14 protein-coding genes are annotated in these 16,448 nt (G+C 38.0%); 5 read left to right on the top strand and 9 right to left on the bottom strand.

The window, feature by feature from the left end; all coding sequences use genetic code 11:
- Positions 1 to 214: 214 nt before the first annotated feature.
- A complete protein-coding gene (locus H6G06_RS26140) occupies positions 215 to 391 on the top strand; it encodes a hypothetical protein (RefSeq protein WP_190564974.1) in 177 nt (58 codons plus the stop codon).
- Positions 392 to 507: 116 nt separating this feature from the next.
- Positions 508 to 1,068: a hypothetical protein gene (locus H6G06_RS26135; protein ID WP_190564973.1), complete on the top strand. Its 561-nt coding sequence runs from the start codon at positions 508 to 510 to the stop codon at positions 1,066 to 1,068.
- Between the two features lie 53 nt (positions 1,069 to 1,121).
- Here the strand turns inward: H6G06_RS26135 and H6G06_RS26130 are convergent, their stop codons facing one another.
- Positions 1,122 to 1,691, bottom strand: coding sequence for a VapC50 family PIN domain-containing toxin (locus H6G06_RS26130; RefSeq protein WP_338422994.1), 570 nt, complete (start codon positions 1,689 to 1,691; stop codon positions 1,122 to 1,124).
- A 233-nt stretch (positions 1,692 to 1,924) separates the two neighbouring features.
- Positions 1,925 to 2,398: a helix-turn-helix domain-containing protein gene (locus H6G06_RS26125; protein WP_190564972.1), complete on the bottom strand. Its 474-nt coding sequence runs from the start codon at positions 2,396 to 2,398 to the stop codon at positions 1,925 to 1,927.
- 635 nt (positions 2,399 to 3,033) lie between these two features.
- On the opposite strand from H6G06_RS26125, the gene H6G06_RS26120 reads away from it, so the two are divergent.
- A complete protein-coding gene (locus tag H6G06_RS26120; protein WP_242039869.1) occupies positions 3,034 to 3,192 on the top strand; it encodes a hypothetical protein in 159 nt (52 codons plus the stop codon).
- Between the two features lie 331 nt (positions 3,193 to 3,523).
- On the opposite strand, the gene H6G06_RS27940 is transcribed toward H6G06_RS26120, so the two are convergent.
- Entirely contained in the window at positions 3,524 to 3,646 is a 123-nt protein-coding gene (locus H6G06_RS27940) for a hypothetical protein (RefSeq protein WP_277875226.1), read from the bottom strand.
- A 10-nt stretch (positions 3,647 to 3,656) separates the two neighbouring features.
- Here H6G06_RS27940 and H6G06_RS26115 point away from each other — a divergent pair, with 10 nt between their 5' ends.
- Positions 3,657 to 4,604, top strand: coding sequence for a tyrosine-type recombinase/integrase (locus H6G06_RS26115; protein WP_190564971.1), 948 nt, complete (start codon positions 3,657 to 3,659; stop codon positions 4,602 to 4,604).
- Positions 4,605 to 4,950: 346 nt separating this feature from the next.
- Here the strand turns inward: H6G06_RS26115 and H6G06_RS26110 are convergent, their stop codons facing one another.
- The 5 genes from H6G06_RS26110 to H6G06_RS28195 all read right to left on the bottom strand — a co-directional run bounded on the left by H6G06_RS26110 (position 4,951) and on the right by H6G06_RS28195 (position 14,945).
- A complete protein-coding gene (locus H6G06_RS26110) occupies positions 4,951 to 6,186 on the bottom strand; it encodes a formylglycine-generating enzyme family protein (RefSeq protein ID WP_190564970.1) in 1,236 nt (411 codons plus the stop codon).
- Positions 6,187 to 6,359: 173 nt separating this feature from the next.
- Positions 6,360 to 8,138 (bottom strand): group II intron reverse transcriptase/maturase, encoded by a 1,779-nt coding sequence (gene ltrA / locus H6G06_RS26105; RefSeq protein WP_190564969.1) that lies wholly within the window; start codon positions 8,136 to 8,138, stop codon positions 6,360 to 6,362.
- Between the two features lie 853 nt (positions 8,139 to 8,991).
- A complete protein-coding gene (locus H6G06_RS26100; RefSeq protein ID WP_190564968.1) occupies positions 8,992 to 11,106 on the bottom strand; it encodes a hypothetical protein in 2,115 nt (704 codons plus the stop codon).
- Positions 11,103 to 14,546, bottom strand: coding sequence for a DEAD/DEAH box helicase family protein (locus tag H6G06_RS26095; protein WP_190564967.1), 3,444 nt, complete (start codon positions 14,544 to 14,546; stop codon positions 11,103 to 11,105). The genes H6G06_RS26100 and H6G06_RS26095 overlap by 4 nt, the downstream gene beginning before the upstream one ends.
- 225 nt (positions 14,547 to 14,771) lie before the next feature.
- Positions 14,772 to 14,945 (bottom strand): Mov34/MPN/PAD-1 family protein, encoded by a 174-nt coding sequence (locus H6G06_RS28195; protein WP_190564984.1) that lies wholly within the window; start codon positions 14,943 to 14,945, stop codon positions 14,772 to 14,774.
- 305 nt (positions 14,946 to 15,250) lie between these two features.
- Here H6G06_RS28195 and H6G06_RS26085 point away from each other — a divergent pair, with 305 nt between their 5' ends.
- Complete coding sequence (locus tag H6G06_RS26085; RefSeq protein WP_190564966.1) at positions 15,251 to 15,790, top strand: helix-turn-helix domain-containing protein; 540 nt, start codon at positions 15,251 to 15,253, stop codon at positions 15,788 to 15,790.
- 448 nt (positions 15,791 to 16,238) lie between these two features.
- Here the strand turns inward: H6G06_RS26085 and H6G06_RS27135 are convergent.
- Positions 16,239 to 16,448, bottom strand: a 210-nt coding sequence (locus tag H6G06_RS27135) for a hypothetical protein (RefSeq protein WP_206754726.1), incomplete at its 5' end; no start/stop codon positions are given.

Here is a 16,448-nt window from a genome sequence, read left to right as displayed (position 1 = left end):
GCCTGATTCTTGCGTGGGGCGAATGATAAGTTGAAGAAAAAAGCCGCTCTATCTGTTGTCCGCCAGCACGATATCACAACCCTTCCGCCCCTGTAGTAAACGAAATCCGCATGAGAGCAAGGGAAATACTGGGTTAAGATTGGGATAAAACAATACTCACTCAAATAAGGTATACATACTCGTAATGGATTGGTTGCCAGAGAGCCTGCTTGAAATGCACTTTCACCGGGCGATTGTTAAAAACTATGAAAAACGATTTGGTGCAAAATTTCTCAGACTTTTAAAACCTTCTCCTCAAAAAGAAGCATGGGTAGGTTTTGACCAAGGTTGGACGAAATCTGGGGTAAAGACAAGATACGGGCAAAATTTATCACGACGTAAAGTTTTGTAATTTGATATCAAAACTTGATTTCTGGGGATAACCCAGTAATTCTTCAGTTTTGTCTACTTGTCCACCGAGTCACTTGACAAACCAAAAATGTCCAGTAGGAGAGTTGACAAACCCAGATGGACAGTCAAGACACAGAACTGATTAAAATCGCCACCCTACAAGGAAGATACGGTTTAGAGTCACGTCAAGCCGTATATGACAGAATCAACGGACTGGACATAAAACCAGTAGCACGGGGTAAAATTAGCCCACAGCAGTTAGAGCTACTGGACAAACTAGACAAACATATCAGGGAAGGGGGAGCGATAGCTGATTTCCCCATCCAGCCAGAAGTAGAAGTACCTGCACTCTCAAAACTGGACAATCAACTAGACATACTGGACAACCAACTAGACAACGCTGAAAACCTTACCGCTATTAACGTTATGGCTGGTTTGGTTGAAAAAATGATGGGGTATGTGGGGAATAGGCGATCGCATTTAGCAGAATATGAGGAACTAGAAAAAGCAGTAGCTCACAAGTGGATACTGAGTACAAGCAAAGTTAAAGAATTGATTGGTATTACTCCCAGGGTAGGCAAGGATGAAATGACCTTTGTGTGGGGTAGCTTCACTTTCACCAAAGCTCTTAAGCTAGGTAATCAGATGGGGTGGTTGGTTAGTAAAACTTTCGATTAGGGCAATAGTCTAACTCTCACTATCAAACAGCTTGGATAGTTAACCACACTTCCTCAAATGTCATGGCATAAACTTTGTAAAGCGATTACTGATTGTTTTAGTCCCTGATTTGAAAGCGTGTTTAGATATTGTTCAAGTGTTTTAGGAGGATTCTTGAGACTATTTATATGTATTTTAACTACTTTGTAAATTTCTGTTGGGTTAAGGTCAATCAAATGCAGAATGAAATCATCTGGATGTTGGGACTCAATACCGTATGGTGAAAGAGCTTGAGCCGGAAAATCTTTCAAGTTAAAAGTGACTATAACACTAGCATTGCAACGAATTGCTGCTGCGAGTACATGACGGTCATTTGAATCTGGAAGTTGTAAACCTTCGATAAGTGCTTCATAACCTGTAACCAAACAATCTCGAACATGGCTGTTCATCAAATTTTTAGTTCTGTTCAGTTGTTCAATCGTCAGATCAGAACGATTGTTTAAAACATTTTTAATCCATTCTGAGTGAATTGCATCTGTCCACCGTGCTTTAAATAGGTCAGTAACCGCAAGTCGCATAAGGAAATCTCTTAATGGTGCTGGATATAAGACACAAGCATCATATATAACTGTAAAATTAGACACTATTATTGCTCTGTTATTTTTTAAATATTAACCTTGGTACTCATAACAAATTTACTTGACAAGTAAAGTTTCTACTAAGTAAATTTTGAGCATAGCTTAGAGTTTTGATAACACTAAAGATAAAACTAAGTCAGGGAGCGATTTAGCAACTAATTGACTTAGTTTTACTTGATTTTTAAATGTATTCCAATTTCCAGAGTTTCCTTTTTAGCAGTGCATCTGGCTAATCATGACTATTCATAGCCCATATCTAGTTCTTGAGCTTGAGCAGTAAGCTCATCAAGAGCTTCCATCCGTAAAGCATCAATTTGGTTTTTGTAATTGAGTAGATCCAGATAACGCACCCGTCTCCGTGTTCCTACCTTACGGAATGGGATCTCTCCTCCTTCCAATAGTCCTACCAAATAGGGACGAGAAACATTTAAAATATCAGCAGCTTCTTGTGTTGTGAGTTCTGCGTGTACAGGTATGAGAGTAACAGCATTACCTTTAGCCATTTGTCCCAGTATGTCAACAAGCATCTGAAAAGCCAGTGATGGGATCTTAACCGTTTGACTTATACCGTCATCTCGCTCAACTTTAATAGTATGAAAGGCATCCTTATTCCCTATATAAGCAGCCAAAGTTTGACTACTTTTTTTTGCTAAAGTAGCATCTTCTTCCGTAGGTACTCCAATCCTGCTAGTTTGATATGTACTGAGTGTCATAGATATCAGCCTCTCTGTGTCTAATATCGAATTGCACTCCATTTATCCATTCCATACGAAAAATATGGATTGCAATTATCATTCACCCCATACTAACTCTGATTCAAAATAAACGCAATGAGCGAAATGAGCGAAATAAATCGTAATTAAAATTTTCTCTAAATCACATAACTATAAATAGATATATGTTTAGTTATGTCTAGTCTTATTTAATCTATTACTGGTGTAAAATCCGGTGTTGATAGGTCGTTAAATTGAGCTTTAATGACTGCGAATATTTGCAAGCATAATTGGGTATCTGCCCTATTTTGGTGTCTTGTAAATCTAGCCAGTTGTAATGAAGCGGTGAAAGAGTGTTGATAATTAGCTTTTTAGGGGGGGTATGCTATGACACTCTATTGGCAACTGGCGAGGGAGTGGGAAAATTATCGTTGAAGTTCTGTTTTATCCCGTCTTCCCTGTTGATATTTTTATTAAAACAGTAACAGTAAAATCTTGGTTGCCAAATTGCCGATATGGGGGTCAAAAAGATGAAGAAGAAGCTCTCTTAATGTTATCCAAGCAATTACTTGCTTATACAGCAGAAGAGCTTGAGCAGGCAAAAAATAGTAATGCGTTAATAGAGGTGATTTGTAATGCGTCAGAAAAAATCAGCAATTCTTGAAGCAGTTCATGAGACAGCAAAAGACCTACACCAAGCTGGGCTAATGAATCAAACTACATTGCGCTCCTTTGAACACCTATGTCTACCTCCTATTGAGCCTCTAGAACCTTACACCATTTACCACCCCTGAAGCGATTGGCGATTGGCTACGCCAGTGCCGCAGGCAATCGCACCCCCCTAGTTGATATCAAACACTGATAACTAACATTATCTGTGATATCCTCTACCTTGATATCAGGTTTGCTATCTTGGGCATGGGGCATTGGGCATTGGGAAGAAGGCGATTTTTCCTCGATCACGTCATAACGCCCAAAGGAAGTAACGCGATGCAAGTGAGATGATCATAAAGACAGCAGGGGGCTTTCTAGCAGGGGGAATGAAAAACGCTAATTTCTCATCTCCCTACCCAAAGGATGGCATCTTGAGTCGTATTACTCCAGGGTTTTCAGATTTTTTTGATTTCAGTGTTTAAATAAAAAAATAAATCCCACCACAGCCAATTCTGGCAATCTTACTCCTAATCCCTCATCAGCAGTGATTAAATAAAAGAATAAACCCCACCACAGGGCAGGGTTGTCTACCATTTTTTGTTATATGTCTATGTTAACTCGATATCAGCAAGAGGTAACAACCTCCAAGATGGCTGATGTTGCCAATACTGCCCAGCTTGTGGCTCTTTGGTTGGCAACTAAACGCAGTAAGGAGTCTCACCGTGCTTATGAAACGGATGTGCGCTGTTTTATCGGTTTTCTGTTGCAGGAATCACCGGAGACGGTAAGGTTGAATGATGTTGATATGCGTTCTGTGACGATCAATGATGTCCAGGCTTTTGCAGATTTCTTGGAAACGCATTCCACGCCGAAGACGGGTAAGCCTTTGTCTCCTGCAAGTCGAGCTAGAAGAATTGCTGCTATTAAAAGTTTGCTCTCTTATGGGTGCAAGATTAAGTATCTCCAGTTTAATGCTGCTGCTGATACTTTGTTACCGAAACCGAAGGATAGGTTGGCAGAACGCATACTTTCGGAGACGGAGGTGATGACGATGGTGGCGTTAACTCAAAATGTGCGCGATCGCTGTTTGATTCAGTTTCTCTATTATACTGGGGCTAGGGTGGGGGAAGTGGCTTTATTACGTTGGGCTGATATCCGCCCAAATCGTGATGACCAGGGACAGGTGACTTTGTTCGGCAAGGGGGATAAGTCGCGGACTGTTTTGATTCCTAAGAAGTTATATTCTGCTTTGTTATCTTTGCGTTCTGCTGATGATACTCCTAACTCTGCGGTGTTTAAGAGTCGGAAGGGTGGTGAACCTTTAAAGCCAAGGCATATTTGGGAAATTGTAGCGGAGGCGGGGCAGAAGGCGGGAATTCAGGGTAAGGTGAGTCCCCATTGGTTACGTCATTCCCATGCTTCTCATAGTTTAGATAGGGGTGCGCCTGTACAGTTGGTGCAGCAGACTTTGGGGCATACTTCTTTACAGACTACGAGTAGGTATGCCCATGCTAAACCGAGTGATAGTAGTGGCCTCTATTTGCCGGGGTAGAAGGGTATAGATTTTTGTCTATACTTGGTTTAGGAAGCGTGTTTTGGCATTGATAGGTATTGAGAACCGCTATGTAATAAGTCTAGTTTAAATCGTTATCTTTTCTAGTTGAATACCATCACCCAAATCTTCTATAAAATACTGTGCTGTTCATTCATATTCTTGAATTACAATTTTTGGCATTTTTTGTTACCTTTATATATTTTGTTGTGAACCTGAGACAAACAAGTAAAGCAATTTTAAATATTGAAAGTCTTATAGACCATTTTTTCAAAAAAAATTTTTAACGCTCCGCTCCGCTAAAAAAAGCAAAAAAGAACAAAAGCAAAGGCAACAGTATAAAGGGCTACCTAAGAATCCTCCCGACCGCGCAAACAACACGAAAACCAATATCGGGGCCGAGACGGTAATTGCGGTTGATGTTGACGCGAAACGCAGAACGGCAGACTTCAGGTTTGCTGAGGCAGGAACCATCCCGCATTACAGCGTATTCTGTCTTGTCAAATAATGCTTTGTTGCTATCAAACCAAGGACTACCATCTGTTGGCGCTCCTTTATAATCATCATGCCAATCATCGAGACACAATTCCCAGACGTTGCCGTGCATATCGTATAAGCCAAAGTTGTTGGCTACTCCAAAACTACCTACTTCTGTTGTTTTTCCTCTGTTAACTCCTTTGACCCCATCTCCATAGGTGTAGCGACCATCATAGTTAGCCAAATCCGTTGTAATTGTCTCGCCAAAGTGAAATGGTGTAGTTGTTCCGGCTCGACAAGCATATTCCCATTCAGCTTCACTGGGGAGGCGATAATTTTTACCTGTATATTGAGAGAGGCGATCGCAAAACTCGACTGCATCATACCAAGACACCCTTTCAACAGGGCGATTCGCTCCTTTAAATCTAGATGGGTCTTGGTTGAGTTCTCGGTTTCTCTTGGGTAACTGAGCTACAAATTTCCATTGTGCTTGGGTGACTGGATATTTGCCCAAGAAAAATGGCTGCACTGTTACTGTATGCTGGGGACTTTCACGTTGTTCACTTTCCAATTCCTCTGGTGGAGAACCCATGACAAAAGTGCCACCGGGAATTAACATCATTTCTAGTTGAGTATCGTTATCTAATTCTTGAATAAAGCCTGTAGCTTGTGCTGAATAACGGTGAATAGTTAGGGGAGAACGGGCAGCCCATTTATTAATGAGAGATTTAACATTTCTTTTATTAACTTGTTCGCCAATTATTTCCGTTAATACTTTCCAGAGTTGTCCACCAATACAATACTTGAGATGTTCCTCTGACTCTGAGTAATTTGCTGATTTTTTAATTTGTTCATAAATTTTTTTATAGGTTAAATTTTCTAATGCACCGCTTAATACTTTCTGTTCAATATTAGTTAAATATTTTTCTGTTTTGTTAAATACTGCTTCGTTAAGTTGTTCTAAAACATTATCATTGTTATTTACTGATGTGGCAGATTGATCAATTTCTATAAAGGCTACTTGAAAATCAAAAGTTTGTGGGTTGATGGAATCATCTATATCTTTTTTAAAGATTTTCCATTCTTTACTCATTTCTTTACTCATAGTTGATTATCTCCTTAATCATTTATAATCTTTTTTGTGATGTTTTCTTGTTCTTATAATGCCATCAGAGCATTTTCAGGTCATCTTGCAGGTTTGAGAGGGTCGAGGGGAACATTACTGTTCCACCCCTCCCGTCCGAAACCGTGCTTGCCAGTTTCCCGGCACACGGCTACTCAATGTGTTTCCATTTTGTCAATATGGGACTTCAAGCTGCCATCATTGGCAGTTTTATCATCGTGGCAATGACGATGTAATAGTTGGAGATTTTGCCATTCCTTCTTACCTCCACAAGAAATGGGTTTAATATGGTCAATTTCCAATACATCGCCTTCTTGAAAATGCAAATTACACCAAGCACATTTACCCTTTTGTAGTTTGAGAAGCTTCGCTTTAGTAGTTGGCATCTCAGGGTGTTTGCTTAGTCTTAAACTCCAGTAAATTAAGTCACCATCAAAAGGACTTTTATCACCGCGAACTTTAACATAATCGTTCACACTTGAGTGAAATTCGATATGTGTTAGTAACCGTAAAGGATTATTTTCTGACCTAGTGGTGAATACCCAATGGTTATCGCCTATGGTGTGCCAGTATTTTTGATGACCTAAATTAATGCTCCCAGTCTGTCTTTTAGCCCATCTTCTCAAACGAAGATAGGTGATTCTATCTAACCGGGAGAAGTCCCCAGTAGTTCCAGCATCTGAGACTCTATAATATGAAGTCCATCCCCTGATAATAGGGTTAAGGTCTTTAATTAGTTCTGCTTGAGAACGTGACCTGTGTTTTGTGATGATACTTTTCATCTCATATTTATGAGCCTCAATTGCCTTCTTAGAGGGGGTAATGAGGGTGATGAAACCAAGCTTTTTACCTTGACTATTTTTATTGTCTCGGTATTTACCCACCTTTATCTGTTGAATATGATGTCCCAGAAAATCAAATCCTGGTTTACCATCTTCACTTAGGTGTGGATATAGCGTATGTGCTATTCGCGTCTTTTCTGGTTTCAATTCTAAGCCAATACCTTTGAGCCAATCTTTGATTAATTCCTCACACCTCTTAATGACCGCTAAGGATTCATTTAAAACCACAAAATCGTCCGCGTACCTAATACAAGTTACGCGAGATATTTCGCCGCCAAATTTGCTTTTAGCCCCTCTAATTTTCCCGGCTGAGTTGACAGGAAATTCTTGGTTTATCAGGCTTTCTAATCCATGTAAGGCGATGGATGCCAATAATGGCGAAATTACACCGCCTTGTGGTGTTCCAGCCGTAGTGGCTGCAAATTTTCCTGAATCTATCACTCCCGATTTGAGCCAAGCTTTAATTTGTCGCCTGACTGAACCGTTCATGTTTAATTTCAGAAGTAATGCTTCCTGATCTATTCGGTCAAAACATTGCGAGATATCTGCATCTAAAACAAATTTAGATTTTGATACTATGCAGTTTTTGATGTGTTTGATAGCATCATGGCATGACCTTCCGGGTCGAAAACCGTAGCTTGATGGCTCAAAACGAGCCTCCCATTCTGGTTCAAGAGTAGCTTTCACTACTGCTTGTAAGGCACGGTCAAAAATAGTGGGTATCGAGAGCGGTCTAAGTTCGGTTTTCCCTGGTTTTGGTATCCATATTCTCCGTGTAGGTTTGGATTTGCCGTTAATGAATAGACACTTTACCAAGTCAAGCCGTGCTGCTGGGGATAGTGATTTAATCCCATCCACTCCTGCGGTCTTTTTTCCCTGGTTGTCTTGTGTTACCCTTCTTACTGCTAATGCCCTGTTCGACCAAGACCTCATTAGGGTTTTCTGGAGTTTGCGAACTCGTTTTATATCACCACAACGTGAAGCGGCATAGATGCGTTTTTGCAATTTAAAAACATATCGCTCGACTTGTCGCCAGTTGATAGTCTTCCATCCCTCAGTATTCAATGTTGAATCTGATTTAGGCTTATTCATTGCTATTTACACCCCTATATACAGACACATTGCGGGTTACGTCTGCTTATCCCGGATATTACTCCATCCCTTTTCAGGCTTTGACCGTTATTTCGGTCTAGGCTTTTGCTTTTTAACCCATCCCTCCCAAATAAAGCTTTTAGCTTGACTGCTTACCTACATATCGACCACTATAGGAACTATAATTTGGGTTATTTCGTTCCTGATATCCATTGTTTTGAGTCTTTAGAGGGTGTCTATCCACCGGGAGTTTAGGAGGTACGCTGCTTCGGTAACAAGATCCTAACAGTCCTTATCCTTGCCGGTTATTTCCAGCCCAAGGTGTGTCCGAAACACAAGCTTATATCCCTTGGCGAGATTTGACGATGGCTCAACGACACTTCGTTTACTCTCCCCATAAACTCTTGCTTGCAGTTGGTGCTTTCAGCAATTACCACCATTAACTGCTTTCATCCCCGCTTTACAGATTTGATAGTCAGTCTTCTCCGTAGGGGCTACCATTCTTGGTAGTTTATGTGCTTTTAACCCCGCACCAGGGCAGTAAGAATTGGTTCTTTGAGAACCTCACTTACATGGATATCAAGTTGTCATTAGTAGAGGATTAAAGTGCGAACTCAGCCCCATAAGGGTTACTCTACTAAAGCCTGGAATCCCCCCAAGAAATGGGTTTCTCCAGAACGAATCGCACTTGGTCATATCTCGGCTCAATACCAATATTGCCAAGACCCAAATTATCGTTCAAAGCACGGCTACCCATCTCGACAGACCCCAATTAGGTAAGGAGACTGCCAAGATGTGGGTAGAACACGTCAATCGAAGAGTTATTGCGGTTGATTAATATCCATTTTTACAGTTATTGAGCAACGCCAAAATTCTTATACTCCCTAATATATTTAAATGGAAAAGGGATTACGGTACTTTGCCCGGTGCGAACAAAATCTACATCCATAGTTGGAAGGAGTTGTCTAAATATAAGTTTCGAGTCATTCACTGCAACAATTCTACGAAGATGACAGGCATCCTTGAAAGAAAACTGTACACTGTCTCTTCGCCCTCCAACAAAGTAATAAGCCTCTGTTTCAGTTTCACCAAAATATCTTATGTTCAAAGAAGCGTCGAATAAATCTTCAAGGCTTTCTTTCTGTTTTGGAAAATTAAGCCTGATCTGATGCCGAGTTAAAAGATAATGTCGTAATTCAGAGGCGACATTTGTGTTTTTTCCTAGCTTATCATTCAAAAGTTTTCGGAAGCTGTTTTTGTTTAATTCGCTGCTTTCCAATCTTCTCAATTCATCGCAAAATACTACAAGCTCATCACTATCTTTGTTAAAAACTTCCGTTGTAAATTCTTGTATTAATGCTGCCAAATCGTTTCCATTTCGCTTGCTTTCAGGAAGCTGTGTATCGACTTCGGTAATAATAGCCTCAATTTTACTAAGGTCGGGAATGCTAATTTCATCAGTACAGAATATCTGATTAATATCACCAGTATCAGAAATTACGAGTCCTTCCAACATTCTTATTTTATTTCCATATTTGTCTACCATTAATTCCCTATATTGTTGAAATCTTTGATAATCAAATATGCTTTGATAATCTATTTTATGGAATTGAAAATCACCATTTGGGTAAATTTCCATAAAAATAACATGACTAGCATCTTCATCCCAAGCAGCAAAAGTCCAATTTCCAGTTAATTGGAGCTTAGACCAATCAAATAAATTTAATTTACGAGAGCTAATATCTCTCTTTATAAGTAGTTCTTTAATGCTCGTTTTAAGAGTTGGATTAGATATAGTTTCAACCGATTCTATTGTAAGGTGTTGCCGATAAATTGTATCTGTAGAAGGAAGATAATCATCTTCTAGATTCATTTTTTCGTAATAATCATCTTCGTGAATTATTCTAAAATTTAAAGCACCTTCTTTATCCCGCTTACTACAAGAAATGAGCTTTTCATTAGTAACATAACCAGGATAAAGGAATGTTTTTATAGTATTTACTAATTCTTCAGACTCTTGATTGTTAACTTTATCTACTATATTTATTAACTGGGTGTTAAGTAGTACGCGAAGTTGTTCCGGCTTTTTAAGCAAGGTGTTATTAAGTTCAATAGTCTTGTCGATTTCAATATTATGAAATTCAACATTCATGTATTTCGATAAATCTTCGTTAATTCTGGATATAACATGATGCAAAATACCTGCACGACTTTTGTAAAAAGTATCAATATTAGTAAAATCAAGAAAGGGGGTAGATGCTTTTTTACCTTTTAAACCACATTCGATATATATTAACTTTGCATCACCTTCCCCATCACGCGGTAAATGTCTACGAAGGGTTCCAGTTGCTGCTTCAAATCTATAATAAGGCTTTTCAAGAGCATTTTTAAGCTCTTTCTTACGTTTGTTATCATTAGTCTTTTTCAATTCTGAAAGGACAGAGATTTTTGTTCGGTAACGAACAGTTTTTACCTCTAATAAGTAATCAGACTTTATATTTATTTTAGCTACATCAAGATATTGTTTATTTATACCTTCAAAATCTTGCACAAGTAACAATGAGCCAGTTAGATTGCAATAATGATATTTAGCAAAACGCGATTTTGAGGAAGACAGTGAGTTCAATAAAATCTGAGCCAGCCATGCTTCACAAATGCACTCTTCATCAGAGTATCTTGAAACACTTGGAAAAACTTCAATAACAGCATTGTCATCAAATTCTTTGTTCGCCCTAATACCTTCAAGAAGTTGATAAACATCAACTGGTTTTTTAAACATGGCATAGGCATATTTCCCATACTGAAACATAACAGCAGCAGCATTGAAATCTTTACCAATAAGGTAATCTAACTCTGCTGCTCCATTCCAATTATTTTTCCGTTCACGACTAAAACGAATGAATGCAAAGTCTTCTTTAATAGCGTCAACATTAAAAGTTATTTTCAAACGATTCGTAAAAATGCTCATTTATAAAGTTCCTTCAAAATAAATTCAATTGCGTCATCATCCACTTTATTGTTTTTACAGAGGTAGGGAACTTCAATTATTTTTCTATCAGAGGAGATATAGGGATGAAAAATTGTATTTGAAGAACCAAGAATATTGATTATAAAAACACGCTCTGCTCGAACAGTTGCCATTTTTGTGCGGATTTTACTAATTAAGTCCTCAGCTTGTACCGCAACCCGATCATTCCAATACTTGAAGTCTACATATATATTTGCGTCCGTTTTAAAATCAAAAAGTTCAAATTCATCCACCTCCAGTTCTAGCAGATTAATATTTAAGAGTTTACCAAAAATATGTTTTCCGCATACTTCGCCTAATGCTCCTTTATAAATATTGTTAAACATCGGTGGTGTCAACATCAATTCAGATTCAGGGAATGTTGTTGCCCACCCAGAATCTAGAAATAATTTACGTAAAATATCAATTCTCATCAAATCTGGAAGATGAGCAGATTTTTCACTTACTTCTTTTACTTCTTTTTTTCCGTATTCCTTAGAAAAGAAAACTTCAATGTCTTCATAATCATCTCTTTGCGAATAAATATATGAAGAAGCAGGCTTTCTCAATTTAAGGTAAATAGGGTTCCACTTAGGATTGCATTCTGATTCTTTTTCTACCACGGGTTGAATGAGAACTTGTTCTCTAAGCTCTTGCCATGCTCTAACACTCTGAGGTGTCCAGGGCGTACTCAATTGGCGGCGTATGTAAGCTGAAGTTTGATTACTTATATTAGATGCACGATTTTGTATTTCTATCAAATCTTCAGATTGCTTAGTTAATTCATTAACGGATTTAAGAAGAGCAGTATATTCACGAATAGGAATTACATCTTCTGGCAAGCAGAATCCAGTTAAATGTTTTCGGATTACAGTATCAGCAAGGATATGAATAGTTGAAGCTTTCATATTTGTTCGGCATATCCGACCTACAGCTTGAATAACTATTTTATTTACATAGCGTGAATAAGCATTAGTATTGTATAAGTTTTTAAAATCATGCTTTACTTTGTTACTTCCTCCTAAATAACGTTTAAAAGCTTCATCCAACTTGCTTCTAAATGTATTTAATGAAATAGCTCCGTTTTGAACTAAAAATTCTAATTGAAAAATATATTTAATAAACTCGTCATCTTCAATCTTTTCTTTAGAAATATTAACTAGCAAATTTGTGGGATTATCTAAATAAATCCCGTTAATATCCATACATCCCTGCTTTGGTAAGCCATTTATATGTATTGGTTTTATAGAATCGGGGATGGAGAACTGTAAATTTTGTCCTACTCCACTGGTCTGGTAAGAAGAAATAATAAAACGGCGTTTATTATTTTTTAGGTCATTTAGAATTTGTGCTTTCTTTTCCTCAAATTCAACTCCACTAAGTACAACAATAGTCTCAGAAACACAATTGCTTATAGACTCTTTATTTCCATCTAATAATAATTCTGCATACTCATGTAATATATCCAGGTCAAAGTCTAAATCTTTAGGTTTAGGTATTTTATTAAAAAAGCAAATAAACCCATGACAATCAGGATTATCTAAAAAATATTTCCATACTGTTAAAGCTTTTACATAACGAGAAAAAACAAACTCTCTATACGGGTTATCATCGCTTATTTTATACTGAAGACTATTCCATAAATGATTAGCTGCTGTTTTGTCTTCTAAAATGCTCTCAAGTTTTTCAAGAGCTTCTTTCTGTGAATCTACTTCAATAAATTTAGTTTTTATTTCAACTTGCTCATATCCTTTAGTTGCTTCAAAATATGCGTTTTTTAGCTTAACAAGAGCATCATGCTTAAGACGTATAAATGAATCCCCTAACCGTGATTTCAAATACTCAATATCGTAATTTCCAATGTTTGTATAAAGCCCAGCAGTTGCAGAAATACCGACAACCATAGCTTTTGAACAAAGCCCAGCCAAAAAATATTCTGGTGTACGGCTGAAGTTGAACATATATATTTTTGATAAGGTATCATGCTCATCACTATCAACAATATCGTGATAGCGAAAGCCAGTATCATAGAACCCTTGACGTTGGATGCTTCCTTTGTCGGTTCGCAGTCCATACGGCAAGTCACCTTCGATAATATTACTCGTCAGAAATTCAACATCTTTACTATCAAGGCGAAAATGATTAAGGACTGTTTTAACAGCAGATTCGAGGGGAAATGCTTCCTGAATGCTGTCATCTTCCTCTTTCAAATGGCGATAATTTTCTGCTAAATATCCAATACCTGTTTGAAAATAAGTTAAAAATCCGGCAATATCTCTTAGTAATGAATGAATATCGACTCCGGTTGTTTTAGTGGTGAAATCAAAAGCCTGAATCCAATTTGTACGGTTTTGTGAATCTTCAATAATTTCAATACGCTTACGACGATCTAATACATTATGAAATTGATAATCGTAAAATAAAAAATTTCTTTTATTTGTCGAAAAATCTTTATGTGATTTACACGTATGCTGTAATTTATATGTATTAAAGATGTAATCAGCTTTATCTCGGAAGGACTCAATCTGTTCCCTTAAAGATAACCAATTCTTTCCTGCGGATTTTTGCTTGCGCCATTCAGATTCTTTAAGTAGCCCTTCAGGACATTCATTTTGCATAAGATGATTGTGAATATTTAAGAATAAATCTAGAAGATCCACACGATGGCGCAAGCCTGATTTAATAATATTGTTGAGAACAGATTCTTTGGTAGTATCAAACTCATCAATAAAAATGACTGATTTATTAATTAATCGTTCATAGAAGTAATACGACGGCTCAATAAGTGTCGTATTTTTAGCGATGAACTTATCCATACTAAGGAACAAAACAGTTTTCTCATCTGTAAATACTGCGGGATACAGTTTTCCGATCCATTGATATTCTTGATTATTTTTTATAGCTGAAAGACGAGCCTGTTTTGTTTTGAAATTTTCTTTTAATGTTCTTTTAATAAATTCTCGGAATGCTGGCTCAATATCTTCACGAATTTCTTTTTCAATGGTAGATTTAATAGATTGGGGTAATTGATTATTATTACATATTTCTATATAAGATTTTAAGCGCACAAAGGTTTCTGTCTTAAATTGCTCTGGAATTTCATCATCAATAGCAAGTAAATTATTAATAACAGTTTGAGAATTAGAATCAACAAAAAGAACATAGTCTTTAAATTCATCTCTATTGCCATTAGCGATAAAATGCTCTCTTAGCTCGTCAATTGGCAAGTTTTTCTTGAGATTAGTAATAAAAATAATTTTTCTTTTTTGATTAGCAAACTCCTTGTAATTAGAATAGATAAATTTGATGACGTTGTATGTTTTACCGGAGCCTGTCGGCATACTCAGGAGAAGAAGCCCTGAATTAGATTGTTGACAGTATTCGTTTAATATTTCTTCCATATCATTTTTAACTAATTTAGCCCAATTAAAATTGAAGATAATTAAGTCAATAATTAATTTATTAAATTAAAAGCATCACCGCCACATTTTTGAAAATTTTATTTCTAGAATGGCTAAAAATAGCAAAAAGTCACGAAACTCAAATTTTTCAGAGGTGTTCACGCTTGAATAAGACTTTCAGGCGTTACATGGCGGCGGGCAACAAGCTGGCTACTTTTACCCCGTTTAGCAATTATACTCCTTTCCTATTGAGCAAGTTTCTTGGTTTTCACCAACAATGAGCATGACAGATGGAAGCCCTTCATGCTTGAGGGTCTCCACAAGATAGTTCAAAAGTCTGATGTCGTGACTGCTTGGTCTGGTTGAAATTCCTGGTGGGTGCGAATGCCACTCACCAATGTGCCATAACGTTTACTCAGAGCTTGTGAACGAGCATTTTTCAGGACCGCTTAGATTCTCGCCAAATACCGCCAACCTAAATCTCGCCAAGGGGATACACTCAATATCAGACTGGTAACTATAATCAATAATCCATCAAAGAGGCTCATAAAACAATATTTTCTCATCCCCCTGCCAAAACAAAGACATCTCACTTCTGAGCATCGCTCCCGTTGTATCTTTCTGCATTGACCGCAAATTTTTATAACATCGTCAAATATCGCCAAGGAGATGTGTTAGTATTTGGCGAGATTGGCGAGGTTTCTATGAACAAGCAAGAAGCAGCTGAATTTTTGGGTGTCAGTGTCCGGGCGTTGGAGCGTTATGTGCAGCAGGGACGAATTAGCGTTAAGTATGAGAAAGGGAAAACCCGTCCTACTGCTAACTTTGAACAAGCTGAACTGGAAGCTTTCAGAGAGGAGTTAAACCAGCCCTCTGTTAAACCAGCTTTTGAATCACGCCAAACTGCGACAGATGAATCTCGTCAAATAGCGACAGACCAAGAGCAGGAGACAGGTATTGCAGTCCAAACACCTGGCGAGATTACGGAATTTGGCGAGATTGCCACAGTTGATAGGCTGGCCTCCATCATTGAGGGATTGCTGAGTCAAGATAATAATCAGCCAAAGGTTGCGATCGCAGATAAGCTGCTGCTAACGATGGCAGAAGCACAAGCGTTAACTGGGTTGTCTAGGGAATTTCTCAAAGATGCGATCGCCTCTGGGGAACTGAAAGCTAAGTTAATTGGTAAGGGTTGGCGGATCAAGCGCAGTGATCTAGATGAGTATGTTGACAAGCTGTTCTGATTCTCGCCAAATTGCGACAGGGGAAACCTCGCCAAGAGCATAGAGCAAGCATCAGCATTGACAGCAGTGGCGAGATTTGGCGATATCACCCAAACGGATAAAATGTTGAATTAACAGTGTATTACATGGGAAGAATTAGTTTTCTACTTTGGCTTTCAGTTTTGAGGAGAAAAACCACCTATTCCGCGTATGGGTTAGGTGGTTTAGTTTTTCTACCAGGATTAAATTATGTGAAAATGCTTTTTAGATTATCATGCTGCTAGGATTGATACACCCTATTATCAATTGATAATTGATAATTGACAATTGCTTTATTCAAGGTTTAAAACCTCTCCTAGAAAGGAGAAAAATTCAAACAGTTCCTATTCCCCAATCCTCTCACTTCTAGGGAGATGTAATTGTCAATTGTCAATTGTTAATTGTCCATTGTTGAACCTGGTAGCTTTTCTTAAAAAAGTAGCAACTGTACAGCCCTGGTGCTGACAACTTCTGCCTTAACTGTCATCCCCTCTACCCGTTGCACTTTAGTAAAAAGTTTATTTCTAGATAGTTTTAAATCAGCTTTCTTACGTTGGTTAGGCAATGGGGAGAATGTATAATTAGGGTGCTGTATTGACCCGTCCTTAAATCTCCATCTGTAGAGTGTTCCATTGATTTG

Source organism: Anabaena sphaerica FACHB-251 (genome assembly GCF_014696825.1).
In the GTDB taxonomy this organism is placed as follows: domain Bacteria; phylum Cyanobacteriota; class Cyanobacteriia; order Cyanobacteriales; family Nostocaceae; genus RDYJ01.
The sequence above is the reverse complement of the archived record's forward strand: the minus strand, read 5'-3'. Positions and strand labels throughout refer to the sequence as shown.